Source organism: Rhodopseudomonas sp. BAL398, from assembly GCF_033001325.1.
Lineage (GTDB): Bacteria > Pseudomonadota > Alphaproteobacteria > Rhizobiales > Xanthobacteraceae > JARJEH01.
Genome location: NZ_CP133111.1, coordinates 421,746 through 445,307 on the forward strand (window position 1 = coordinate 421,746; position 23,562 = coordinate 445,307).

The following is a 23,562-nucleotide window of genomic DNA, read 5'->3' on the forward strand; positions in this document are numbered from 1 at the left end:
CTGATTTGTGTCGCGACGACGTCGATGGTCGCATCCATATAGCGGCGGACAGGCGTCGTGCTGTCTGCTACTTGCGGACCATGATCGCAGACATTCTTGATCAATTCCCAAAGCAGCAATGCGAGGCCGCACGCTCTGCGCTCGCCGCCGCCTTGGGCTCGGCGTCGCCTACAGTGATGACGCCATTGTCGGGCGGGGTGTCGGGCGCATCGCTGTTTCTCTGTGAAGTTGCTGGCCGGCGGATCGTGTTGCGGATCGAGGGCGCGGCGTCGCCGCTGCGCAATCCGCACCAATATGTCGCGATGCGGATCGCGGCGGATGCCGGGCTGGCGCCGCGCATTCATGCCATCGATGAGACGGCCGGCGTCGCGGTGATCGATTTCATTGCCGAACAGCCGTTGACGGCGTTTCCAGGCGGGCCCGCGGCGTTGGCGCGGGCGCTGGGCGAGATGGTGCGTCGGCTGCAGGCAACGCCCATATTCCCGCATTTTATCGACTATCCCGACATCGTCTCCCGGATCTGGGCTCATATCTGCCGCAGCGGCCTGTTCGCGCCGGGCGTGCTCGATGCCCATAGCCGACGCCTCGCCGAGATCCGCAGCGTCTATGCCTGGGATCCCGCGAATGCGGTGTCGAGCCACAATGATTTGCTGCCGCGCAACCTGCTGTTCGATGGGCAACGGCTGTGGTTGATCGACTGGGAATCGGCCTGTCGCAGCGATCCTCTGGTCGATATCGCCACCACCCTGGACAATTTCGCGCCGACGCCGGAGTTGGAGGCCGTGGTGCTGCGGGCCTGGCTCGGCCGCGAGCCGGATCGGCAGCTTCGCGAGCGGCTTTCGCTGATCCGCGCGCTGACCCGGCTGTTCTATGCCGGCGTCCAGTTCAGCGCCGTTGCGGCGGGGCCGCGATCGGCGCCCGAGACCGATCTGGCGGCGCCGACGCTGTCCGAATTGCAGCAGGCGTTGCGGGACGGACGGCTCCAGCCCGATGCGCTGGAAACCAGGCATGTGCTGGGAAAGATGTTCCTCGCCGCATTCCTGTTCGGCACGGCGGCGCCCGGATTGCCGCCGCCATTCAGTCAGTTTAAATTGAAGCATGGGCCGATCGCGCCGAAATAAAGCGTTGTGGCGGCCATCCATGCCTAAAACCGGCCCAATCACCCCGACATTCGACGTTTAGCCCTCATGGGCGGGCTTGTCCCGGCCAGCCGTGTCTTGCATGAAGGGGCCACGAATCGGGGGCGTTCGGGCAACGCCCCGGCACCCCAACACAACCCAGACGAGACATCCCATGAGACTGCCGCGCGAGATCGGACCCATTCACTTCGTCGGGATCGGCGGCATCGGCATGAGCGGCATCGCCGAGGTGCTGTGCAATCTCGGTTACACGGTGCAGGGCTCCGACGCCTCCGAGGGCGCCAATGTCAATCGGCTGCGCGACAAGGGCATCGCGATCAGCGTCGGCCACAAGGCCGAGAACATCGCCGGCGCCGACGTGCTGGTGGTCTCCACCGCGATCAGGCGCGACAATCCGGAATTGCTGGCGGCCCGCGCCCAGCGCATTCCGGTGGTGCGCCGCGCCGAAATGCTGGCCGAATTGATGCGGCTGAAAAGCTGCGTCGCGATCGCCGGCACCCACGGCAAAACCACGACGACCTCGATGGTCGCCGCCATGCTCGATGCCGGCGATCTCGATCCCACCGTGATCAATGGCGGCATCATCAACGCCTATGGCACCAACGCCCGCTTGGGTGCCGGCGACTGGATGGTGGTGGAGGCCGACGAGAGCGACGGCACCTTCCTGAAACTGCCCGCCGACGTCGCCATCGTCACCAATGTCGACCCCGAGCATCTCGATCACTTCAAGACCTTCGAGGCGGTGCAGGACGCCTTCCGGCATTTCGTCGAGAACGTGCCGTTTTACGGCTTCGCCGTGATGTGCATCGACCATCCGGTGGTGCAGTCGCTGGTCGGCAAGATCGAGGATCGCCGCATTATTACTTACGGCGAAAATCCGCAGGCCGACGTCCGCCTGATCGAGCTCAATCCGAAGGGCAGCGGCTCCACCTTCAAGGTCGCGTTCCGTGATCGCAAGGCCGGTACCGCCCATGAGATCGCCGACCTGACGCTGCCGATGCCGGGCCGCCACAATGCGCTGAACGCCACCGCGGCGATCGCCGTGGCGCATGAGCTTGGTCTCACCGACGCGATGATCCGCAAGGCGCTGGCCGGGTTCGGCGGGGTGCGGCGGCGCTTCACCAAGACCGGCGAATGGAACGGCGTCAATATCATCGACGATTACGGCCATCACCCGGTGGAAATCGCCGCGGTGCTGAAGGCGGCGCGGGAATCCACCCAGGCCAAGGTGATCGCCGTGGTGCAGCCGCATCGCTTCACCCGGCTGCAATCGCTGTTCGAGGAATTCTGCACCTGCTTCAACGACGCCGACGCGGTGATCGTGGCGGACGTCTATCCGGCCGGCGAGGCGCCGATCGCCGGCATCGACCGCGACCATTTCGTGCTCGGCCTGCGCGCCCACGGCCATCGCGAGGTCGTCGCATTGCCGGGCCCGGCGGCGCTGGCCGGGATCGTCGCGGGCCTGGCGCACAGCGGCGACTACGTGGTCTGCCTCGGCGCCGGCAACATCACCCAATGGGCCTATGCGCTACCCGGCGAGTTGAAGGCACTGGGCTGATGCCGTGAGCTTTCCCGATCTCACGCCCGACTTGCAGGCCGCGATGCCGCAGTTGCGCGGGCGGCTGCTGGCGAATGAATCGCTGGCGCCGTTGACCTGGTTTCGCGTCGGCGGGCCGGCGCAGGCGCTGTTCACGCCGGCCGACGAAGACGACCTGGCTTACTTCCTGTCGCGGCTGGCCGGCGATATCCCGGTGACCTGCATCGGCGTCGGCTCCAATCTGATCGTGCGCGACGGCGGTCTGCCGGGCGTGGTGATCCGGTTGTCGCCGCGCGGCTTCGGCGACACCCGCGCCGACGGCGAGGTGATCCATGCCGGCGCCGCCGCGCGCGACAAGCGCGTCGCCGAGACGGCGGCCGCGTCCGGCCTTGGCGGGCTGGAGTTCTATTACGGCATTCCCGGCACGATCGGCGGCGCGCTGCGGATGAACGCCGGCGCCAATGGCGCCGAGACCAAGGACGTGCTGATCGACGCCAGCGCCATCGGCCGCGATGGCAGCAAACACGTCCTCGACAACGCCGCGATGAAATTCGGCTATCGCCACAACGGCGCCGACCCGTCGCTGATCTTCACCTCGGCGCGGTTGCGCGGCGCGCCGGCGTCGTCCGACGCCATCCGCGCCAAGATGAACGAGGTGCAGGCGCATCGCGAGATGGCTCAGCCGATCCGCGAGAAGACCGGCGGCTCGACCTTCCGCAATCCGCCCGGTCACAGCGCCTGGAAACTGATCGACGCCGCCGGCTGCCGCGGCTTGCGCGTCGGTGGCGCCCAGGTGTCGCAGATGCACTGCAATTTCCTGATCAACACCGGCGAGGCAACGGCGAGCGACATCGAGACGCTCGGCGAGACCGTGCGGGCGCGGGTTAAGGACAGCAGTGGAATTGAGCTACATTGGGAAATCAAGCGGATCGGACTCGATTCGGTCGAAGCCGGGCGCCATGGCTCGGCGTGAAAACGGCGATCGTTGGGATAAAAGATGCTGATCACCATCCTCTTCGGAGGGCTGAACAAGGAGCGCCTGGTGTCGGTCGCCACCGCCCAGGCGCTGCATACCGCGTTGCCCGATGCCGAGCTGTGGTTCTGGGATGCCGACGATACTGTGCATGCCGTCCAGCCGGCGGCGCTGCTGGCGCATTCGCGCCCGTTCGAGGAGCCATTCCGGCCCGGCGATCGCGGCATCGGCAGCATCGAACAGGCGCTCGACCGGGCTGCCGCCGAGCAACGCGTGCTGGTGCTCGGCCTGCATGGCGGCATGGCGGAGAACGGCGAATTGCAGGCGCTGTGCGAAATCCGCGGAATTCCGTTCACCGGCTCCGGCTCGGCATCGTCGCATCTGGCCTTCGACAAGGTGTCGGCCAAGCGCTTCGCCGCGCTGGCGGGGGTGACCTCTCCCCGCGGTGTGGCGCTCCACGAAGCCGAGGCGGCGCTGGCGGAATATGGCCGCCTGATCGCCAAGCCCGCCTGCGACGGCTCGAGTTTCGGGCTGATCTTCGTCAATGCGACCCAGGATATCGTCGCGGTCCGTAACGCCGCCAAGACCGAGGACTATGTGATCGAGCCCTTCGTCGCCGGGATCGAGGCCACTTGCGGCGTGCTCGAGGGCCTCGACGGCTCGTTGCGCGCGCTGCCGCCGATCGAGATCGTCCCAGCGGAGGGCGAGTTCAACTACAGCGCCAAATATCTTGCCAAGACCACCCAGGAGATCTGCCCCGGCCGGTTCGCGCCCGAGATCAGCGCCGAGATCATGGACCGGGCGGTGAGGGCGCACCGGGCGCTGTCATGCAGCGGCTATTCCCGCACCGACTTTATCGTGGCGGGGCAGGACCCGATCTATCTCGAGACCAATACGCTGCCGGGCCTCACCAAGGCCTCGCTCTATCCCAAGGCGCTGGCGGCCGAGGGCATCGGCTTTGTCGATTTCCTGCGCGACCAGATCGAGTTGGCGGTGCGCCGCGCGGCGCGGTAACGCACTGTCGCGGCGGCGCTTTCGCTGGCCCGCGCGGCGCAAGGCATTCTCGGGACGCAGGAAATCGCGCTCTGAGCACGTCTCATTTACGATTTGTTTACCAGGAGGCCCGAAGGTTAACGCTGGCGGCGCATGTGGCGCTCGGCTGCCGGGGCGTAAGCCGTGCGGATTTCCGTCACGACGATCGCATCGAGGGAATTGGTGGCCTCGTCTGTCGCGAGGCCGGCACCCAACCCGGCACAATCGAGACGTCTGTGTGCCAGAGCTCGCAGCATTTGCGGGCGTAACCTTTGACGAGCTCGTGCAATGGATGGTGGAGGACGCCTCGCTAGGTCGCTAAGACTGCTGGGGCTTCGGGCTGAGCTGGTGAAAGCGGCCGCGGTCGGCGCGCTGATTTTGTTGCGCGCGCGTCTGGCGGCCCCGCGTCGCGCCGCCATCGCGGCCCCGGTCAATCGCCCGCAACCGACCGACGGCCTGACTGCTTTCGTCGAAAAATATCTCCCGCGCCGGGTCGGCATCGCGGCGACCGTGCTGATCCTGCTCGGCAGCGCCAGCCTTGGCGTGGTCAAGGGCGGTCACCTCGATGAAGTGACCGAGGCGCTCAGCGACGCCCGCAACGCGGTAGCCAATGTCGCCGGCTTCCGCATCGTCAGCGTCGCGATCACCGGGCGCAAGCAATTGACCCAGGATGAGATCCTGGCGATCGGCGGCGTCAACGGCCGCTCGTCCTTGCTGTTTCTTGATCCCGCCGTGGTGCGCGACAAGCTGCGCGCCAATCCCTGGATCGCCGACGCGACCGTCTTGAAACTCTATCCCGGCCAATTGCAGATCGACATTACCGAGCGCACGGCATTCGCGCGCTGGCAGCTCGACGGCCGCTTGTCGGTGATCGCCGATGACGGCGCGGTGCTGGAACCCTATGTGGCGCGACGCTTCGCGACGCTGCCGCTGGTGGTCGGCAAGGGCGCCGGCAAGCGCGCGAAGGATTTCCTGGCGCTGCTGACGCAATATCCGCAACTGGCCTCGGACACCCGCGCGGTGATTCTGGTCGGCGAGCGACGCTGGAATGTGCGGCTCAAGAACGGCCTCGACATCAAGCTGCCCGAACACGACGCCGGCAATGCGCTGGCGACGCTGATGAAGTTCGACGAGGAAGACCGGTTGCTGTCGCGTGACATTGTGGCGATCGATCTGCGGCTGCCGGACCGGCTGTCGGTGCGGCTGTCGGATGACGCCGCCAAGGCGCGCGAAGAGCAGTTCAAGGACAAGAAATCCAAAAAGAAGGCTGGTGAAGCGTGACCGGTCTCGACCGCAACCAGACCCCGAAGACGCGACCGATGGCGCCGCACCGCACCGCGCTGGTGGCGTCGCTCGACATCGGTACCAGCAAGGTCGCCTGCATGATCGCGCGGCTGAAGCCGTGCCCGCCGAACGACGCGTTGCGCGGACGCAGCCATGCCATCGAACTGGTCGGCTACAGCCAGATCCAGTCACGCGGCGTCAAGGCCGGCGCGGTGGTGGATTTGGCCGAATGCGAGCAGGCGGTTCGTCATGCGGTGGCGCTGGCCGAAAAGATGGCGCGGGTCCGGGTTGAATCGGTGCTGCTGTCGATCTCGGCCGGGCGGCTGCAGGGCCAGCTGATCGAAGCCACGTCCGACATCAAGGGCGGCGGGGTGACCGCCGAGGACGTCGCCCGTGTCACCAGCACCGGGATGAACCACGCCACCGGTCCGGGGCGGACCGTGCTGCACGCGCTGCCGGTCAGCTACACGCTGGACGGCGTCAAGGGCATCCGCGATCCCCGCGGCATGGTGGCGCGCCAGTTCGGCGTCGACATGAATGTCGTCACCGCCGACGCCACGGCGGCCAAGAATCTGATGCTGGTGGTCGAGCGCTGCCACCTCAACGTCGAAGCGATGGCGGCGAGTCCATATGTCGCAGGCCTGTCGGTCCTGACCGACGACGAGGCCGATCTCGGCGCCGCGGTGGTCGAAATGGGCGCTGGTACCACGACAATCGCCACCTATTCGGCCGGCCGTTTCGTCCATGCCAGCGGCTTTGCGGTCGGCGGCCAGCATATCACCATGGATCTGGCGCGCGGTTTGGGTACTTGCATCGCGGATGCCGAGCGAATCAAGACGTTATATGGCACGGTGCTGACCGGTGGTTCCGATGCGCGGGAATTGATGGCGATCCCCACCGCCGGAGACAATGAGCGGGATGAGCCGCAGATTATCTCTCGGGCTACGATCGCCAACATCATCCGGCACCGAGCCGAGGAGATTTTTGAAATGGTCAGGGACCGGCTGGCTGAATCGCCGTTTGCGGCAGAGCCCCGGGCGAGGGTGGTGCTGAGCGGTGGTGCGTCGCAACTCACCGGCATCCCCGAAATGGCCTCCCGGATTCTCGGCCGCCCGGTTCGGATCGGCCGTCCACTCGGTTTCGGCCGGCTGCCCAATGAGGCCAAGAGCGCATCCTTCGCGGTGCCGTCCGGGCTGCTGGTCTATCCGCAATACGCCCATCTGGAACACGTCGAACCGCGGCACGCCCGCCACGCCATGACCGGGCGGCCAGGCTATTTCGGAAAGGTCGGACAATGGCTTCGCGAGGGCTTTTGATGACTCTTTTCCGACCCATTCCACTTCCATCAGCTTCTCCGGCAGCGAGCCGGGGACACCACGAACCAACGCGCGCGTAATCGAGAGGCAACCATGACCATCAATCTGAACGTCCCTGACATTCGCGAGCTGCGGCCCCGGATCACCGTGTTCGGCGTCGGCGGAGCTGGCGGCAACGCCGTCAACAACATGATCACCGCCGGATTGCAGGGGGTGGATTTCGTCGTTGCCAATACCGACGCGCAGGCGTTGACGATGTCGAAAGCCCAGCGCCTGATTCAGATGGGAACCCAGGCCACGCAGGGGCTCGGCGCCGGCTCGCAGCCGGATGTCGGCGCCACCGCGGCGCAGGAAGTGATCGATGAAATCCGCGATCATCTGTCCGGGGCCAATATGGTGTTCGTCACCGCCGGCATGGGCGGCGGCACCGGCACCGGGGCTGCTCCGGTGATCGCCAAGACCGCGCGCGAACTCGGCATCCTCACCGTCGGCGTGGTGACCAAGCCGTTCCACTTCGAAGGCCAGCGCCGGATGCGCACCGCGGAGTCCGGCATCGCCGAGCTGCACAAGGTCGTCGATACGTTGCTGATCATCCCGAACCAGAATCTGTTCCGGGTCGCCAACGAGAAGACCACCTTCGCCGACGCCTTCGCGATGGCCGACCAGGTGCTGTATTCGGGCGTCGCCTGCATCACCGATCTGATGGTCAAGGAAGGCCTGATCAATCTCGACTTCGCCGACGTCCGCGCCGTGATGCGCGAAATGGGCAAGGCGATGATGGGCACCGGCGAAGCCTCCGGCGAGAAGCGCGCGCTGACCGCTGCCGAAGCCGCGATCGCCAATCCGCTGATCGACGATTCGTCGATGAAGGGCGCCCGCGGCCTGTTGATCTCGATCACCGGCGGCCGCGACCTCACTTTGTTCGAGGTCGACGAAGCCGCCACCCGTATCCGCGAGGAAGTCGACCAGGACGCCAACATCATCGTCGGCGCCACTTTCGACGAATCGCTCGAAGGCGTGATCCGGGTCTCGGTTGTCGCCACCGGGATCGAACAGGCGCAGCTCGCGCGCGCCGCGTCGCCGGCCGCTCCGGCCGCGCCGGCGTCGGGGCCGGACAGCCGTCTGGCCGAACTCACCGCCAAGCTGCGCGCCGACAACCAGCGCGCCGCCGAAGCCGCAGCGCGCCCCGCGCAGCAGCCCGCCCAGGGAGCCCGCACGCCCTCCAACAATGTCGAGCGCGCCGCGCTGGCGGCGATCGCCGCCGCGGTCGGATCCGAAGCGCCGATGCCGTCCCACGAAGCCGCGCAACAGCCGGTTCAGCAGGCGTCCTATGGCAATGTGACGGTGCGTCCGATCGCCCAGAAGCCGTCATTATTCCCTGAAGTCGAGCCCGCGCGTTACGCGCCGGAAGAGCCGACGCCTGACACCTTCATTCCGCAGGCCGCCGAACGCGCGCCGCTGCGGGCCCCGCGGATGCCGCGATTCGACGAATTACCGGTGCCGGCGCAAAATGAGATCCGTCAGGCCCGCGGCGATGCCGAAGACGATCATCCGCAGAAGACCCGGATGTCGCTGCTGCAGCGTCTGGCCAATGTCGGCCTCGGCCGTCGTGACGAGGAGGCCGAAGCGCCGATCGCCGCCCGCGCCGCCGGTCCGTCGATGGCGCCCTTGCCCGAGCGCAAGCCGCAGCGCAGCGTCGCCGAGCAGATGACCGCCCATGAGCCGGTCTCCGAATATGCCAGGCGGCCCGCGCCGCAGGGCCTCGATGCCCATGGTCGGCCGGCACCTGTTGCCAATGCGCCACAGGGTGACGACCATCTCGACATCCCGGCGTTCCTGCGCCGGCAAGCCAACTGAGCTGGTGACATAAACCAGCTGCCAAACCGGCCCCGGTGAGTCACACCGGGGCCATTTTTTTGTCATCTAGGGAATTGTTAATCTTTGGTTAAGCTGTTGATTCAACTATAGTATCTGCGAACGGCGAGATCTTGCGGGGCTCCCTGTCGGGGCCCGGCACCGGATCGGCGGCGGAATTCGTTGATGCCGCGGCGGTAATGCGGCGGAGTTAGGGTAACAATCGGTAAAAAACCGTGAGTTGGTGCTCTTTGCGGCAGTGCTATGGTTTTCGTGACTAGGGGACACATCAAAGCCGAGTCGGCAGGAAACCGGATCGGTTCGGACTTTGATCGGGTCAATTTGGGCAGTTACTCATGAAATCAAGCCGTCAAACAACGCTGCGTTCGCAAGCCACCGTGACGGGTGTCGGTGTCCATTCCGGACTCGCCGCCAGTCTGACCATCGGACCCGCAGACATCAATGCGGGTTTTGTTTTTGTGCGAACCGGTGGCGATCGTGCGGACCGCGAAGTGGTCGCGACGGCAAAGTCGGTGATTTCGACCGAATTGGCGACGGTATTGGGCGACAGCAATGGCCCGCTGGTCTCCACCGCCGAGCACGTGCTCGCCGCCCTGCGTGGCATGGGCATCGATAACGCCATCATCGAGGTCGACGGCCCGGAAGTGCCGATCATGGACGGCAGCGCCGCCGCCTTCGTTTCCGCGATCGACCAGGCCGGGATCAAGGAGCAGGCCGCGCCGCGCCGCTTCATCCAGGTCTTGAAGCCGGTGCAGGTTGTGCAGGGCAATTCGGTCGGCGAGTTCCGGCCCCATGCCGCGGGTTTCCGCGTCGAGGTCGAGATCGATTTCGCCAATCCGGACATTGGCCGCCAAGCCTATAATCTCAACGTCGGGGCCGAGAGCTTCCGCCGTGACGTCAGCCGCGCCCGGACATTCGGTTACATGAACGATGTGTCGCGGTTGTGGAGCATGGGTTTCGCGCTCGGCGCCTCGTTCGACAATTCGCTGGTGTTCGACGATTCCGGCCTGCTCAACAAAGAAGGCCTGCGCTACGCCGACGAATGCGCGCGCCACAAGGCGCTCGACGCCGTGGGCGATCTGGCGCTCGCCGGCCTGCCGCTGCTTGGCGCCTATCGCTCGGTGCGCGGCGGTCACAAGCTCAACCATACGGCGCTGACCGCCTTGCTGGCCGATCGCAGCGCCTGGCGGGTGATCGAGGCCGAGCCGGTACGCCGTCCGCGCGGACGCGCCGAACTGGTCGGCGGCATGGTTGGCGGCATGGTCGCGCCGGCCTACGGCCCGGACGTTTCCTGAATTTGGTCCTGAAACGGGCCGGTTCGTCCCGCTTTGCCAAGTTAACCACAGCCGTCTCGATCCCGTTCCGACCGCCTTATTCCGGGCGAAATGCCTGCGTATCCGGTTGGTTAAGAGACCATGTTGGGCTACACAGCCTGCGGTCGCGGTTTCAGCTTCCGGGGGGCGTGCGAATGTTTGATGCCATGACGACGTTCGCGGAATGCCGCGCCGGCACCGTCTCACACTTCGTCAGGTTTAACTCATGTCGGCACAGCCTATGACGTCCGGACTGCGGAGATTGCGGGTCCCCTGCGGCACCGAGAATGTCCGGCGCGGGCTGCGCTTCGGCTTTGCCGCGATCGTGCTGGCGCTACCGCTCAGTGGCTGCGGCACCGGCGCGCTGTGGGACAAATTCGCCGCCAAGGACGAGACCTACACCGACGAGCCGGCGGACAAGCTCTACAATGAGGGCCTCTACCTGATGAATCAGGAAAAGGACCCCAAGGCCGCCTCGAAGAAGTTCGAGGAAGTCGACCGCCAGCATCCTTATTCCGACTGGGCGCGCAAATCGCTGCTGATGTCGGCCTATGCCTTTTATCAGGCCGGCGACTATGACAGCTGCATCGGCTCCGCCACCCGCTATGTGACGCTGCATCCCGGCAGCGAAGATGCCGCCTATGCGCAATATCTGATCGCGGCGTCGCATTACGACCAGATCCCGGATATCTCCCGCGACCAGGGCCGTACCGAAAAGGCGATCGCCGCCCTCGAGGAAGTGATCCGCAAATATCCGACCTCCGAATATGCCAACAACGCCAAGCAGAAACTGCAGGGCGCGCGCGACCAACTGGCCGGCAAGGAAATGAATGTCGGCCGCTATTATATGGAGCGGCGCGACTACAGCGCCGCGATCAATCGCTTCAAGACCGTCGTGACCCGCTATCAGACCACGCGGCATGTCGAGGAGGCGCTGGCGCGCCTGACCGAGGCCTATATGGCGATCGGCATTGTCGGCGAGGCGCAGACCGCCGCCGCCGTGCTCGGCCACAACTTCCCCGACAGTAAGTGGTACAAGGACGCCTATAATCTCGTGAAGTCCGGCGGCGTCGAGCCCAGCGAGAACAAGGGCTCCTATATCAGCCGCGCCTTCAAGAATTTCGGCCTCGGCTAGGTTCCGGCTTGGCACCGCCCGCGCGGTGCCTCGCCACGAGCGTCAAATCCCGCACGACAGCCTCATTGCGGCGATCTAATGTGGGCACCTCTGCACAGGCCTTGACAGATTCGCGCCGGGGCGAAGACAACATCCGGACCATTCCACCAGCAGGACCCCTCACGCATGCTCGCGCGCCTTTCGATCCGTGACATCGTCCTGATCGAGCGGCTCGATATCGAGTTCGCGCGCGGCCTGGCGGTGCTGACCGGCGAGACCGGGGCCGGCAAATCGATCCTGCTCGATGCCTTTGCGCTGGCGCTTGGCGGCCGCGGCGATGCCGCGCTGGTTCGCCACGGCGCCGAGCAGGGCCAGGTCACCGCATCCTTCGACATCCCCAAGAAGCATCCGGCGCGGTCGATTCTCGCCGCCAACGGGCTCGACGACGACGGCGCCGGGGAGGCCAGCGAGATGATCCTGCGCCGGGTGCAATTCGCCGACGGCCGCACCCGCGCCTTCATCAACGATCAGGCGGTCAGCGTGCAGACGCTGAAGGCGGTCGGCGCCGCGCTGGTCGAGATCCACGGCCAGCACGACGAGCGGGCGCTGGTCGATACCGCGACGCATCGCCGGCTGCTCGATGCCTTTGCCGGGCTGGAAAAGGATGTCGCGGCGCTGGAGACGCTGTGGGAGGCGCGCCGCGCCGCCCGCGCCGTGCTCGAGTCGCATCGCGACGAGATGGAGCGCGCCGCCCGCGAGGCCGACTATCTGCGCCACGCCGCCGACGAATTGAAGAAGCTGGCGCCGACCGACGGCGAGGAGACCGCTTTGGCCGAGCGCCGCAGCGCGATGATGCAGGGCGAGAAAATCGCCGGCGATCTGCGCGACGCCCAGGACGCGGTCAGCGGCCATCATTCGCCGGTGGCGGCGCTGGCGGCGGCGGTGCGCCGGCTGGAACGCCGCGCCGGCACCGCTCCGGCGCTGGTGGAGCCCGCCGTCAAGGCGATCGACGCCGCGATCAACGCGTTGGAGGAGGCCGACCAGCATCTGAGCGCGGCGCTGATCGCCGCCGATTTCGATCCGCTGGAACTGGAGCGCATCGAGGAGCGGCTGTTCGCGCTGCGCGCCGCGGCGCGGAAATATTCCACCCCGGTCGATGCGCTCGCCGCCCTGGCTGCCAGATACGCCGCCGACGTCGCCTCGATCGAGGCCGGCGCCGAGCGTCTGCATGGGCTGGAGACCGCCGCGGCCGAAGCCGACGGCCGCTATGGCGCCGCCGCGGCGAAACTGTCGCTGGCGCGCGGCAAATCGGCGGAGAAGCTCAACAAGGCGGTGCAGGGCGAATTGGCGCCGCTGAAGCTCGACCGCGCCAAATTCATCACCCAGGTCGAGAGCGATCCGAGCTCGCCCGGGCCGCAGGGGTTTGATCGCGTCGAATTCTGGGTGCAGACCAATCCGGGCACAAGGCCGGGGCCGCTGATGAAGGTGGCGTCGGGCGGCGAGCTGTCCCGGTTCCTGCTGGCGCTGAAAGTGGTGCTGTCGGATCGCGGCTCGGCGCCGACCTTGGTGTTCGACGAGATCGACACCGGCGTCGGCGGCGCGGTGGCGGACGCAATCGGGGCGCGCCTGGCGCGGCTCGCCAGCCGGGTCCAGGTGATGGCGGTGACCCACGCCCCGCAGGTCGCCGCGCGCGCCGACCAGCATCTGCTGATCTCCAAGGACGCGCTCGACAAGGGCCGTCGCGTTGCCACCCGCGTCAACGCCCTGATCGACGAGCACCGCCGCGAGGAAATCGCCCGCATGCTCGCCGGCGCCGAAATCACCGCCGAAGCCAGGGCCGCCGCCGACCGGCTGATCAAGGCGGCAGGGTAGGGCAGGCTGGTGTCCCTGGCGCGAAGCAGCACGAAGTGCTGCTCCGCTGAACCGGGACCGCGACGAGGGCAGTAGAGGCCGCAACACACGCCGCGAGATTCCGGGTTCGCTCGCCCAAGGGCTCGCGCCCCGGAATGACAAAACAAAACTCTCAGCGCCCGTCATTCCGGGGCGCGAGCAGCGTCAGCTGCGAGCGAACCCGGAATCTTGCTCCGGGTGACGGCGACCTCGCCGCGAACTACCGCGTGATGTCGTCATAGAGATCGCTCCAATCCGGGTTGTCCTTGACGATCAACGCGACTTTCCAGTCCCGCCGCCATTTCTTGATCTCCTTCTCGCGCGCGATCGCCGAGAGCGGATCGTCATAGATTTCGAACCACACCAACTTGGTGATGTGGTATCGCGACGTGAAACCGGGGACGGCCTTGGACCGGTGCTCGTACACACGGCGGACCAGGTCGTTGGTCACGCCAAGATAAAGCGGTCCATCTTTCCTGCCGGCCAGAAGATAGACATAATATGCCATTGCAAACGCCCGCCGCGCAGCGAGATTCCGGGTTCGCTCGCAAGTGCTCGCGCCCCGGAATGACCCGCGTATGATTCATTAGATGACAGCAAAATCCAAGCGCGCCCCCGCCGACATCGCCACCCTCACCAAGGCCAAAGCCAAGGTCGAGCTGAGGCGGCTGGCGCTCGAGCTCGAGGGCCACGACAAGGCTTACTATCAGGACGACGCGCCGAAGATTTCCGACGCCGATTACGACGCGCTGCGCCGTCGCGTGGAAGCGATCGAGGAAAAGTTTCCCGAGCTGGTGAGCGGGGATTCGCCGACCCAGAAGGTTGGCGCTGCGCCGTCGCGGGCCTTTGCCAAGGTGCAGCATGAGGTGCCGATGCTGTCGCTCGGCAATGCGTTCAGCGACGACGAGGTCGCCGAATTCGTCGAGCGCGTGCAGCGCTTCCTCAGGCTCGATCAGGTTCCGGAGCTGGTCGCTGAGCCGAAGATCGACGGGCTGTCGCTGTCGCTGCGTTATGAGCGTGGCGATTTGGTGCGCGCCGCCACCCGCGGCGACGGCTTTGTCGGCGAGGACGTCACCGCCAATGTCCGCACCATCGACGACATTCCGAACAAGCTGGAGGGCAACGCCATCCCCGCCGCCTGCGAATTGCGCGGCGAGGTCTATATGCTCAAGAGCGATTTCCTGGCGCTCAACCAGCGGCAGGAGCAGGCCGGCGATCCGCCCTTCGCCAATCCGCGCAATTCCGCCGCCGGCTCGCTGCGGCAGAAGGATGTCTCGGTCACCGCGTCACGGCCGTTGAAATTCTTCGCCTATGCGTGGGGCGAGATGAGCGACTATCCGATGAAGGAGCCGACCCAGCACGGCATGCTCGACTGGCTCAAGCAAGTGGGCTTCACCGTCAACCCGCTGATCACCTTGTGCCACAGCGTCGACGACGCGCTGGCGTTCTATCGCCGGATCGGCGAGCAGCGCGCGGGGCTCGGCTACGACATCGACGGCGTGGTCTACAAGGTCGACCGCATCGACTGGCAGGCGCGGCTCGGCTTCGTCTCGCGCAGCCCGCGCTGGGCGATCGCGCATAAATTCGCCGCCGAACAGGCGATGACGGTGCTGGAAAAGATCGACATCCAGGTCGGCCGCACCGGCGCGCTGACGCCGGTGGCGCGGCTAGCGCCAGTCACGGTCGGCGGCGTGGTGGTGCAGAACGCCACGCTGCACAATGAGGACTACATCAAGGGCGTCGGCAATGACGGCGTGGCGATCCGCGACGGCGTCGATATCCGCGAAGGCGATACCGTGGTGATCCAGCGCGCCGGCGACGTGATCCCGCAGATCGTCAGCGTTGTGCTCGACAAGCGGCCTAAAGACGCGAAGCCTTACGCGTTTCCGCAGCGATGCCCGGTGTGCGGCAGCCACGCGGTGCGCGAGGACGGCGAGGTGGTGCGGCGCTGCACCGGCGCGCTGATCTGTCCGGCGCAGGCGGTGGAGCGGCTCAAGCATTTCGTGTCGCGGCTGGCCTTCGACATCGACGGGCTCGGCGACAAGCAGATCCAGGAATTCTACGACGACGGGCTGATCATGCATCCGGTCGACATCTTCACGCTGCAGAAACGCGACGCCCGCGCGAGCAAGCAGCTGCGCGATCGCGAGGGCTTCGGCGAGACCTCGGTGCGCAATCTGTTCGCCGCGATCGATGCGCGCCGCCGCATCGAACTGCACCGGCTGATCTTCGCGCTCGGGATTCGCCATGTCGGCGAGGGCAACGCCAAGCTGCTGGCGCGGCATTACGGCACATTCGATGCCTTCCGCGACGCGATGCTGGCGGCGGCCTCCGGCCAAAGCGAAGAGGGCAATTCGTCCGAGGCCTATACCGACCTGAACAATATCGGCGGCGTTGGCGAGATCGTCGCCGACGCGGTGGTCGAGTTCTTCGCCGAGCAACGCAACGTCAAGGCGCTCGGCGAATTGCTCGACGAGATCGAGGTGCTGCCGGCCGAGCAGGTCAAGCGCGATACCGCGATCGCCGGCAAGACCGTGGTGTTCACCGGCTCGCTGACCAAATTCACCCGCGACGAGGCCAAGGCCGCGGCCGAGCGGTTAGGGGCCAAGGTGGCGGGCTCGGTGTCGAAGAAGACCGACTACGTGGTCGCCGGCGAGGATGCCGGCTCGAAGTTGACCAAGGCGAAAGACCTCGGCGTCGCGGTGCTGACCGAGGATGAGTGGCTCAAGCTGATCGAGGGTTAGGGCAAGCGTCGCGCCACCCCACAGCCGTCATTGCCCGGCTTGACCGTGCGACCCAGTATTGCAGAGCGTTTGATAGTTGAACTTTGCCGCTCTGGAATACTGGGTCCCCGCTTTCGCGGGGACGACAGGCTTTGGTGCCGCGCGCCCCACGCCCCACGCCCTACAGCAGCCCAGTCTCTTCCTGATCGGCTTTTTCCAGCAGGTCCTCGGTCGCCACCACGCCGCCACGCGGCACCAGGAAGATCATCGCCGAGGCGCAGGCGACCGTCAGGGCGACGATTGCGATGTTGAGCGGCAGCGGCGTGGTGAAATTGCCGCCCAGCCAGGCGCCGAATTGCGAGCACAGCGAGCCGAAGCCCATCTGCAGAAATCCCATCACCCCGGACGCGGTGCCGGCGGCCTGCGGCCGGATGCTGATGGCGCCGGCGGCCGAATTCGCCATCACGAAGGCATTGCCGACCATGATCACCATATGGGTGCCGAACAGCCAGGATGGCTGCTGATTATAGCCGAGCACGCCCCACAGCAGATTCAGCAGCGAGCCGGTGATCTGCAGCGCCAGGCCGAACCAGATCAGCCGCTCCAGCGTATGGCGCGGCGCGAAGCGCACGCACAGCAGATTGCCGACCAGATAGGCGAAGCCCGAGGTGGCGAACCAGGCGCCATATTCGGCGCTGGAGCGCCCCATCTGCGTCACCACCACATAGGGGCCGCCGCCCGCGAAGGTGAAGATGATCGACGACGCCAGTACCTGGCACAGCACATAGCCGATGAAGGGACGGCTGTTGATCAGGCCCTTGAGGTCGCCGCGAAAGCCGGTGGCGCCGGGTTCGCCGCGGCGGCGGGTTTCCGGCAGCGCGACCGCGATCAGCAGCGCCACCAGGATCGACGCGGCGGTCATGACGTAGAACACGGCGCGCCAGCCGAATGTGGTTTCGATCACGCCGCCGGCCAGCGGGCTCAGCATCTGGGCGATCATCATCACGGCGATCACCAGGCTGATCATGCCGCCGACGCGGTCGCGGCTGTAGAGGTCGCGGATGATGGCGCGGCTGATCACCATGCCGGAGGCGCCGCCCAGCGCCTGCAGGAACCGCGCGACGATCAGTTGCGGCAGGGTCTCGGCGAAGATGCAGCCGACGCTGGCCAGCGCCATCAGCGTCAGCCCGCCGAGCAGCACAGGGCGGCGGCCGAACCGGTCCGACAGCGGCCCCATGATGAGTTGCGAGCAGCCGAGCCCCACCATATAGAGCGACACCGTCATCTGCGCTATCGAGATGTCGCGGCCGAAATCGGTGGCGAGCATCGGCAAAGCCGGCACCAGCATATAAAGCGAGATCGGCGCCACGCCGGTCATCACCACCAGCAGCAGCAGCAGCAGGCGCGCATTCGGCGGCGCTGAGCCGATCAATTTCGCCGCTTTGCCGGTCACGCCGTGCATCGATCCGCCAGTTCTGAATGGATTGCGTCGAACCGACTGTAGCGGCGTTCTGCCCCGCGAGCAGGGGCATTTCGGCATGCGGCTATGCCGTTTTCGGGACTCGCGCGGAATGGCTTGCGGGACCGCACATGACTTCACGTCTGTCATTCCGGGATGCGCGCCGGTCGGCGCAGCCGGCGGGCGCGCAGGCCCGGAATCCATACGCCGCAGCGTCGCGTGTGGGTGCCGACGTCGATTTCATTCAGGCCAGGGGATATGGATTCCGGGCTCGCTCGCAGCTGTCGCTGCTCGCGCCCCGGAATGACAGCCATTGACGTGTTGAGCGTCAGGCCATTGCAGTATGCATCATCGCGTCAGCGGCGCGGTGGCGGCGTCGAGCCAGATTTTTGTGGCCTCGTCGAGATGCGGCCGCACCTCGGCCCGTACCCGGGCATGATACTCATTGAGCCAGGCCAGTTCCTTGATGCTGATCATGGAAAGATCGATCAGCCGGCGGTCGATCGGCGCCAGCGTCAGCGTCTCGAAACCGTTGACCGGCTTTTCAGCGCCGGCGATATCGGCCGCCACCACCAGCTCGAGATTCTCGATCCGGATGCCGAAGGCGTCGGCCTTGTAGTAGCCGGGCTCGTTGGACAGGATCATGCCACGCTGCAGCGGCGTGGTGCCGAGCTTGGAGATCCGCGCCGGGCCTTCATGCACCGACAGATAGGAGCCGACGCCATGGCCGGTGCCGTGCTCGAAATCGAGCCCGGCCTGCCACAGAAATTGCCGCGCCAGCGAATCCAGCTGCGCGCCGGTGGTGCCGTCGGGAAACACCGCCCGCGCAATCGCGATATGGCCGCGCAACACCCGGGTGAAGCGGTCGCGCATCTCGGCCGAAGGCTCGCCGATCGCGATGGTGCGGGTGACGTCGGTGGTGCCGTCTTCATATTGCGCGCCGGAATCGATCAGCAGCAGGTCGCCCGGCGCGATCCGGCGATTGCTTTTGCGGGTGACGCGGTAATGCACGATGGCGCCGTTCGGCCCGGTGCCGGAGATGGTCGGGAACGAAACGTCCTTCAGCGCGCCGGTGTCGCGGCGGAAGGTCTCCAGCGCCTCGACGGCGTCGATCTCGGTCAGCGCGCCTTTCGGCGCCTCGCGATCGATGAAGGCCAGAAACCGCGCCAGCGCCACAGCGTCGCGGCGATGCGCGGTCTTTGTCCCTTCGATCTCGGTGTTGTTCTTCACCGCCTTGAGCAGCGCCACCGGATCATTGCCGCGCACCACCTTGCCGCCGGCGCCGCTGATCAGCCGCGCCAGCGCATCGGCCGCGGTGGCATTGTCGAGCGCGATCGCGGCGCCGCCCTTGGCCAGTGCGCTCAGCGCCGGCGTCAGCGCCTCGGGCTCGGCGACGTCGGCGGTCTGTTCGAGATGATCGCGCGCGCTGTTGGAGAGCTTGCGTCCGTCGATGAAGATGGTCGGCCGGCCGGTCTTCGGCACCAGCGCGTAAGACAGCGGCAGCGGCGTATGGCCGACATCGGCGCCGCGAATGTTGAAGCTCCAGGCCACCGCATGGGAATCCGACAGCACCAGCGCATCGGCCTTGAGCCGGCCGATCTCGTGGCGAATCCGCTCCAGCTTGGCGGCCTCAGATTCGCCGGAAAATTGCAGGCCATGGACGCTGACCGGGCCGAGCGGCGGCGCCGGCCGCCCGACCCACACCGCGTCGATCGGGTTGCTGTCGAGCGGCACCAGCTCGGCACCGACCCTGGCGCAAAGCGCGGCCATTTTCTCGACTGCCGCAGAAGTGTGCAGCCACGGGTCAAAGCCTAGGCAATCTCCGGCCGTCAAATGCTGTTCCAGCCAGGATTCCGGCGGCGGATCGACCAGCGGGGCGACGCGCCAGGCGCTGGCGTCGATTTGTTGGGCCGCCTGGAGGGTGTAGCGGCCATCGACGAACAGCGCCGCCTCGCGGGCCAGCACGATCGCCATTCCGGCCGAACCGGTGAAGCCGGTGAGCCACGCCAGTCGCTCGTCAGACGGCGGCACATATTCGTTTTGTTGCTGATCCGCGCGCGGAACTATGAATCCGCTGAGCTTGCGTCGCAGCAATTCCTCGCGCAAGGCGGCCAGCCGCGCGCTCAGGGCGACGCCGCTTTCGGGTTCGTCGAAGGTCTGGAAGAGGGCTTCGAACATCTGTCCACCATCCTGGAAGCGCCGGTCGGCGCCGGCAATCGGGGGAGATTCTCTACGTAGTGGCACGGGTTATGCTTGAATTATAATGCCTGCAACCCGCAGGGACGAACGATAGACGACCAAGCACGTTAACCTGATGCATCTGGGACAATCCCGGGAGTGTTTCAACTCAGCGACGAGGGGACAACACACCATGCCAGCCTTTACGTTCGAAAAGATTTCACCGCCGCCCCGCCGCGGCTCCCCTCCCACCGATGGCCCTGCGCCGAATCGCGAACCGAAAAAGCCCCGTGGCGTGATTGTCCAGATGCTGGACCGCTTCGTCGAGGCCCGCGTCAAACGCGCGATGCCAGACGGCATGTCGGCCCGGCGCGGCGCCAAGCCGAAATAGCCGCCCGCCGGCTCAGCGCCGTTGCAGCAGCAGGCTGCTCCAGCCCTCGACGATCTGATGCCGGACCAGCACCAGGCCGCGGGCGCGATAGGCGGCGATCACGCCTTGCGCCTGCGGCGGCAACAGGCCGGACAGCACCACCATCGCTGATGGCGCCAGATGTTGCGCCATCGGGCCCGCCAGCTGCCGCAGCGGATTGGCCAGGATATTCGCCAGCACCAGATCGAACGGCGCGCGCGCCGCAAAGGCCGGCGCGCCGAAGCCGATGGCGCAGACGCTCTCGACCAGATTGCCGACTCCATTGAGTCGGGCGTTCTCCCGGCACACCGCGACCGCCTGCGGATCGATGTCGCTGGCCAGCACCCGGCAGCGCAGCGCCTTGGCCGCCGCGATCGCCAGCACGCCGGTCCCGGCGCCGAGATCGAGGATGCGGCGCGGCAGATAGGCGTGCAGCACCTCGTCGAGCAGCAGCAGGCAGCCCCTTGTGGTGCCGTGATGGCCGGTGCCGAACGCCAGCGCGGCTTCGATTTCGATGCCGAGCTGGTTTGGCTGCACCCTGTCGCGGTCATGCTGGCCATGCACCACGAAGCGGCCGGCCCGCACCGGCGCCAGCGCGTCGAGGCTCGACTTGACCCAATCCTGCGGCGCCACGGTCTCGAATGCCACGGCCGCCGCCGCATCGTCGCCCGCCGCCAGCGCCACCAGCTCGCGCACCATCGCCTGGTCCGGCGGGTCGGCGAAATGCAGCGAAATCGCCCAGCGCCCATAGGCGCCCTCGAACGCCGTCACCGCGGCGGCGCCGTCGTCAAAACTCTCATTGAGCCGATCGACCGCGATCCGCGCTGTGGCCTCGTCGCCGATCGCGAATTGCGCGACGCTGGTGGTGGGGGTGAGGGTCATGGGGAATCCAGTTTTGTGATGAGGCGAGGGGCCGAAAGCTCGGCTTGAATGTCAGCCCCGAATGGAAAGCCGCGCGATCGTGTCGGCTGTGATCGAGCGGCTCGATCCGCAGCCGCGCCAGAAATGGCGGTCGATCATTTTTGCGCCGCAACCTCTCTTTGCAGATGCATCAGATCGACCAGCCGATCGGTCGGCGTCGTGGCATCGAGGGCACGAAGAAGGGCGTCGTGGGCGGGCGCCGTCAGCCGGGTTTGCTCATAGTCGCGTAACGTCTCACGACTTCGGCGCATTAGTTCGGTCCTGTCGGGAAATCTGGCAGATTCTCCATGCTCAAAATGGCGCTCTTGGCCATTTCGGCTGTCTGGTCGAGTTCTCGCTTTAACTCCGCGACGCAACTGTCGATTTCGGACGGAAGCTTACAGCGAACCGTAAGCCGCTCAGAGTTCGCAACTAGAGCGACGCCATTTGTAGGATCGGCGTCAATGTCGAACTTTGTCACCATGTAGCTCCTGCTATGCGTGTAGCATAGCATATGAGGGATGGCGGCAAAACCGGCCCAAATTTGTCAATTTTCCAAAACTGAGACACTGCCGGCTTTCCACCATTCACCCACCGCGTCTGCAGCCACTTTTCCGTGGCTTATCCGCAACTTACCCACAAGTTTATCCACAGCTTCTCCACCGCACCATTCAGCGCCCATCCCCAGCCTTATCCACGCCCCGTGAACAGGCTGCGGTGGTCGCTGAGGATCGCCCGGGCCGCGTTGTGGCCCGGGGCGCCGGTGACGCCGCCGCCGGGGTGGGCGCCAGAGCCGCAATGGTACAGGCCCTTCAGCGGGCCGCGGTAATCGGCATAGCCGAGCATCGGGCGGGCCGAGAACAGCTGGTTCAGGCTCAGCGCGCCGTGGAAAATGTCGCCGCCGAGCAGGCCGAAATCGCGTTCGAGGTCGAGCGGCGACAGCGCCTTGCGGCCGATCACGCTGGCTTTGAACCCCGGGGCGTAATTATCCACCGTGGCGATCATCAGATCGGCGACCTCGTCGCGGTGATCGTCCCACGACATCCCATGGGGCAGTTCGGGCGCGACGTGCTGGCAGAACAGGCTGGCGACGTGCTGGCCGGGCGGCGCCAGCGTATCGTCCAGCGTCGAGGGGATCAGCATCTCGACCACCGGGGCGCGGCTCCAGCCGTGCTGCTTGGCGTCGAGCCAGGCGCGGTCCATGTAGTCGAGGCTGGGGGCGATGATGATGCCGGCGGTGAGATGATCGCCGCTGCCGGGCAGCGCGGTGAAGGAGGGCAGGGCGGAGAGCGCCACATTGATCCGGAACGTGCCGGAGCCGTTGCGCCAGCGCCCGATCCGCTCGCGGAATTCGGCCGGCAGCGCGCCCTTCGGCATCAGCCTTGTGTAGAGCAGTTTCGGGTTGAGATTGGAGGCGACATATTTCGCCCTGATGGTTCGGCCGTCATCGAGCGTGACGCCGATGGCGCGGCCGCGCTCGACCAGCACCTCGCGCACGCCGGTCCCGAGCTCGATCTCGGCGCCATGGCCGCGCGCTGCCGCCGCCATCGCCTGGGTGATCGCCCCCATGCCGCCGATAGCGTGACCCCAGACGCCCTTCTTGCCGTTCACCTCGCCGAAGGCGTGGTGCAGCATCACATAGGCGGAGCCGGCGGCGTAGGGGCTGGCATAATTGCCGACGATGGCGTCGAAGCCGAACAGCGCCTTGACCAGATCATGGTCGAAGCGGTCGTCCAGCATCTCGCCGGCCGAGCAGGTGAACAGATCCAGCAGCATGCGCTGCTGCTGCAGCGACAGCGCGCGCAACATGTTGGCGGTGCCGAGCGCATTGATCGCCTCGCGGATGCCGCCGGCGCCAAAGCCCTCGACCAGGTTCGGCGGCGCCCGCAGCACGAATTGCCGCAGCACGTCGGCGATCGCTTCCAGCTCCTGGAAGAAGCCGTCGATCCGGCCGGCATCGCGTTTGCTCAGCTTGGCTACCGAGCGCGCGGTATGTTTGTCGCCGGTGATCAGATATTTGCCGCTTGGCGCCGGCAGGAAATTCTGCACCCGGCGCTCGACGATTTTGAGCCCATGGTCGTGCAGCTTGAGGTCGGCAATGATCTTCGGATTGAGCAGGCTGACCGTATAGGCCGCCACCGAATTGCGAAAGCCGGGGTGGAACTCCTCGGTCACCGCGGCGCCGCCGACCACGGCGCGGCGCTCGACGACTTTGACCCGCAATCCGGCCATCGCCAGATAGGCCGCGCAGGTGAGGCCGTTATGGCCGGCGCCGATGATCAATATGTCGGGATCGGACATCTCGCTCTCGGGTGATGCGGGCGCGGCGACGGCGGTAACGCAAGCCGGCCGGATCGGCGTTTATCGAAGACTTGGAGGGTCCGCGCAAGGCGCTCGTTTGCCGGAACGCGGCGCGCCGC

General features: G+C 66.2%; 18 protein-coding genes and 1 pseudogene. 13 read left to right on the top strand and 6 right to left on the bottom strand.

Features of this window, described 5'->3' with window-relative positions; translation table 11 throughout:
* Positions 1-176 precede the first annotated feature (176 nt).
* From RBJ75_RS01955 to recN, 11 genes and pseudogenes are all read left to right on the top strand, one after another.
* Positions 177-1,121, top strand: a complete 945-nt coding sequence (locus RBJ75_RS01955; protein ID WP_210165465.1) for a phosphotransferase — start codon at positions 177-179, stop codon at positions 1,119-1,121.
* A gap of 172 nt (positions 1,122-1,293) precedes the next feature.
* Positions 1,294-2,697, top strand: a complete 1,404-nt coding sequence (murC, locus tag RBJ75_RS01960; RefSeq protein ID WP_276156397.1) for a UDP-N-acetylmuramate--L-alanine ligase — start codon at positions 1,294-1,296, stop codon at positions 2,695-2,697.
* A gap of 4 nt (positions 2,698-2,701) precedes the next feature.
* Positions 2,702-3,649 (top strand): UDP-N-acetylmuramate dehydrogenase, encoded by a 948-nt coding sequence (gene murB, locus RBJ75_RS01965; RefSeq protein WP_044411342.1) that lies wholly within the window; start codon positions 2,702-2,704, stop codon positions 3,647-3,649.
* Positions 3,650-3,673: 24 nt separating this feature from the next.
* The gene (locus RBJ75_RS01970; RefSeq protein WP_044411339.1) at positions 3,674-4,663 is read left to right on the top strand and encodes a D-alanine--D-alanine ligase; all 990 of its coding nucleotides are present in this window, start codon (positions 3,674-3,676) and stop codon (positions 4,661-4,663) included.
* Positions 4,664-4,749: 86 nt separating this feature from the next.
* Positions 4,750-5,003, top strand: a pseudogene (locus RBJ75_RS01975) (D-alanine--D-alanine ligase); the annotation flags it as partial.
* Positions 4,970-5,962 (top strand): cell division protein FtsQ/DivIB, encoded by a 993-nt coding sequence (locus RBJ75_RS01980; RefSeq protein ID WP_044411338.1) that lies wholly within the window; start codon positions 4,970-4,972, stop codon positions 5,960-5,962. The pseudogene RBJ75_RS01975 and the gene RBJ75_RS01980, both read left to right, overlap by 34 nt.
* Complete coding sequence (gene ftsA / locus RBJ75_RS01985) at positions 5,959-7,281, top strand: cell division protein FtsA (protein WP_044411337.1); 1,323 nt, start codon at positions 5,959-5,961, stop codon at positions 7,279-7,281. Before RBJ75_RS01980 ends, ftsA begins: the two co-directional genes overlap by 4 nt.
* Positions 7,282-7,374: 93 nt before the next feature.
* Positions 7,375-9,138, top strand: a complete 1,764-nt coding sequence (gene ftsZ, locus RBJ75_RS01990; protein ID WP_044411335.1) for a cell division protein FtsZ — start codon at positions 7,375-7,377, stop codon at positions 9,136-9,138.
* A 353-nt stretch (positions 9,139-9,491) separates the two neighbouring features.
* A complete protein-coding gene (gene lpxC / locus RBJ75_RS01995) occupies positions 9,492-10,451 on the top strand; it encodes a UDP-3-O-acyl-N-acetylglucosamine deacetylase (protein WP_044411334.1) in 960 nt (319 codons plus the stop codon).
* 244 nt (positions 10,452-10,695) lie between these two features.
* The gene (locus RBJ75_RS02000) at positions 10,696-11,604 is read left to right on the top strand and encodes an outer membrane protein assembly factor BamD (protein ID WP_044411332.1); all 909 of its coding nucleotides are present in this window, start codon (positions 10,696-10,698) and stop codon (positions 11,602-11,604) included.
* Between the two features lie 165 nt (positions 11,605-11,769).
* Positions 11,770-13,455: a DNA repair protein RecN gene (gene recN, locus RBJ75_RS02005; RefSeq protein WP_044411330.1), complete on the top strand. Its 1,686-nt coding sequence runs from the start codon at positions 11,770-11,772 to the stop codon at positions 13,453-13,455.
* A 238-nt stretch (positions 13,456-13,693) separates the two neighbouring features.
* Here the strand turns inward: recN and RBJ75_RS02010 are convergent, their stop codons facing one another.
* Positions 13,694-13,981, bottom strand: coding sequence for a GIY-YIG nuclease family protein (locus RBJ75_RS02010; RefSeq protein ID WP_044405716.1), 288 nt, complete (start codon positions 13,979-13,981; stop codon positions 13,694-13,696).
* An 82-nt stretch (positions 13,982-14,063) separates the two neighbouring features.
* On the opposite strand from RBJ75_RS02010, the gene ligA reads away from it, so the two are divergent.
* Positions 14,064-16,217: an NAD-dependent DNA ligase LigA gene (gene ligA / locus RBJ75_RS02015; protein ID WP_044405714.1), complete on the top strand. Its 2,154-nt coding sequence runs from the start codon at positions 14,064-14,066 to the stop codon at positions 16,215-16,217.
* Positions 16,218-16,377: 160 nt separating this feature from the next.
* Here ligA and RBJ75_RS02020 read toward each other — a convergent pair whose 3' ends face one another.
* Together RBJ75_RS02020 and RBJ75_RS02025 are read right to left on the bottom strand one after the other, a co-directional pair.
* On the bottom strand, positions 16,378-17,658 hold the full coding sequence (locus RBJ75_RS02020; RefSeq protein ID WP_044405712.1) for a multidrug effflux MFS transporter: 1,281 nt from the start codon (positions 17,656-17,658) through the stop codon (positions 16,378-16,380).
* A gap of 345 nt (positions 17,659-18,003) precedes the next feature.
* Positions 18,004-19,833, bottom strand: a complete 1,830-nt coding sequence (locus tag RBJ75_RS02025) for an aminopeptidase P family protein (protein WP_276156854.1) — start codon at positions 19,831-19,833, stop codon at positions 18,004-18,006.
* 193 nt (positions 19,834-20,026) lie between these two features.
* On the opposite strand from RBJ75_RS02025, the gene RBJ75_RS02030 reads away from it, so the two are divergent.
* Positions 20,027-20,224, top strand: a complete 198-nt coding sequence (locus RBJ75_RS02030; RefSeq protein ID WP_080901215.1) for a hypothetical protein — start codon at positions 20,027-20,029, stop codon at positions 20,222-20,224.
* A gap of 12 nt (positions 20,225-20,236) precedes the next feature.
* On the opposite strand, the gene RBJ75_RS02035 is transcribed toward RBJ75_RS02030, so the two are convergent.
* The 3 genes from RBJ75_RS02035 to RBJ75_RS02045 all read right to left on the bottom strand — a co-directional run bounded on the left by RBJ75_RS02035 (position 20,237) and on the right by RBJ75_RS02045 (position 23,443).
* A complete protein-coding gene (locus tag RBJ75_RS02035; protein ID WP_317528614.1) occupies positions 20,237-21,124 on the bottom strand; it encodes a 50S ribosomal protein L11 methyltransferase in 888 nt (295 codons plus the stop codon).
* A gap of 134 nt (positions 21,125-21,258) precedes the next feature.
* Entirely contained in the window at positions 21,259-21,414 is a 156-nt protein-coding gene (locus RBJ75_RS02040; protein ID WP_160297957.1) for a hypothetical protein, read from the bottom strand.
* 418 nt (positions 21,415-21,832) lie between these two features.
* Positions 21,833-23,443, bottom strand: coding sequence for a phytoene desaturase family protein (locus RBJ75_RS02045; RefSeq protein WP_044415254.1), 1,611 nt, complete (start codon positions 23,441-23,443; stop codon positions 21,833-21,835).
* Positions 23,444-23,562: the final 119 nt, after the last annotated feature.

Bases quoted from the DNA above. Each gene is read 5' to 3' on its own strand.
- RBJ75_RS01955 (WP_210165465.1), top strand. From the start codon at position 177: ATGACGCCATTGTCGGGCGGGGTGTCGGGCGCATCGCTGTTTCTCTGT.
- murC (WP_276156397.1), top strand. From the start codon at position 1,294: ATGAGACTGCCGCGCGAGATCGGACCCATTCACTTCGTCGGGATCGGC.
- RBJ75_RS01970 (WP_044411339.1), top strand. From the start codon at position 3,674: ATGCTGATCACCATCCTCTTCGGAGGGCTGAACAAGGAGCGCCTGGTG.
- RBJ75_RS01980 (WP_044411338.1), top strand. From the start codon at position 4,970: ATGGATGGTGGAGGACGCCTCGCTAGGTCGCTAAGACTGCTGGGGCTT.
- ftsZ (WP_044411335.1), top strand. From the start codon at position 7,375: ATGACCATCAATCTGAACGTCCCTGACATTCGCGAGCTGCGGCCCCGG.
- lpxC (WP_044411334.1), top strand. From the start codon at position 9,492: ATGAAATCAAGCCGTCAAACAACGCTGCGTTCGCAAGCCACCGTGACG.
- RBJ75_RS02000 (WP_044411332.1), top strand. From the start codon at position 10,696: ATGTCGGCACAGCCTATGACGTCCGGACTGCGGAGATTGCGGGTCCCC.
- recN (WP_044411330.1), top strand. From the start codon at position 11,770: ATGCTCGCGCGCCTTTCGATCCGTGACATCGTCCTGATCGAGCGGCTC.
- RBJ75_RS02010 (WP_044405716.1), bottom strand. From the start codon at position 13,981: ATGGCATATTATGTCTATCTTCTGGCCGGCAGGAAAGATGGACCGCTT.
- ligA (WP_044405714.1), top strand. From the start codon at position 14,064: ATGACAGCAAAATCCAAGCGCGCCCCCGCCGACATCGCCACCCTCACC.
- RBJ75_RS02020 (WP_044405712.1), bottom strand. From the start codon at position 17,658: ATGCACGGCGTGACCGGCAAAGCGGCGAAATTGATCGGCTCAGCGCCG.
- RBJ75_RS02025 (WP_276156854.1), bottom strand. From the start codon at position 19,833: ATGTTCGAAGCCCTCTTCCAGACCTTCGACGAACCCGAAAGCGGCGTC.
- RBJ75_RS02030 (WP_080901215.1), top strand. From the start codon at position 20,027: ATGCCAGCCTTTACGTTCGAAAAGATTTCACCGCCGCCCCGCCGCGGC.
- RBJ75_RS02035 (WP_317528614.1), bottom strand. From the start codon at position 21,124: ATGACCCTCACCCCCACCACCAGCGTCGCGCAATTCGCGATCGGCGAC.
- RBJ75_RS02040 (WP_160297957.1), bottom strand. From the start codon at position 21,414: ATGCGCCGAAGTCGTGAGACGTTACGCGACTATGAGCAAACCCGGCTG.
- RBJ75_RS02045 (WP_044415254.1), bottom strand. From the start codon at position 23,443: ATGTCCGATCCCGACATATTGATCATCGGCGCCGGCCATAACGGCCTC.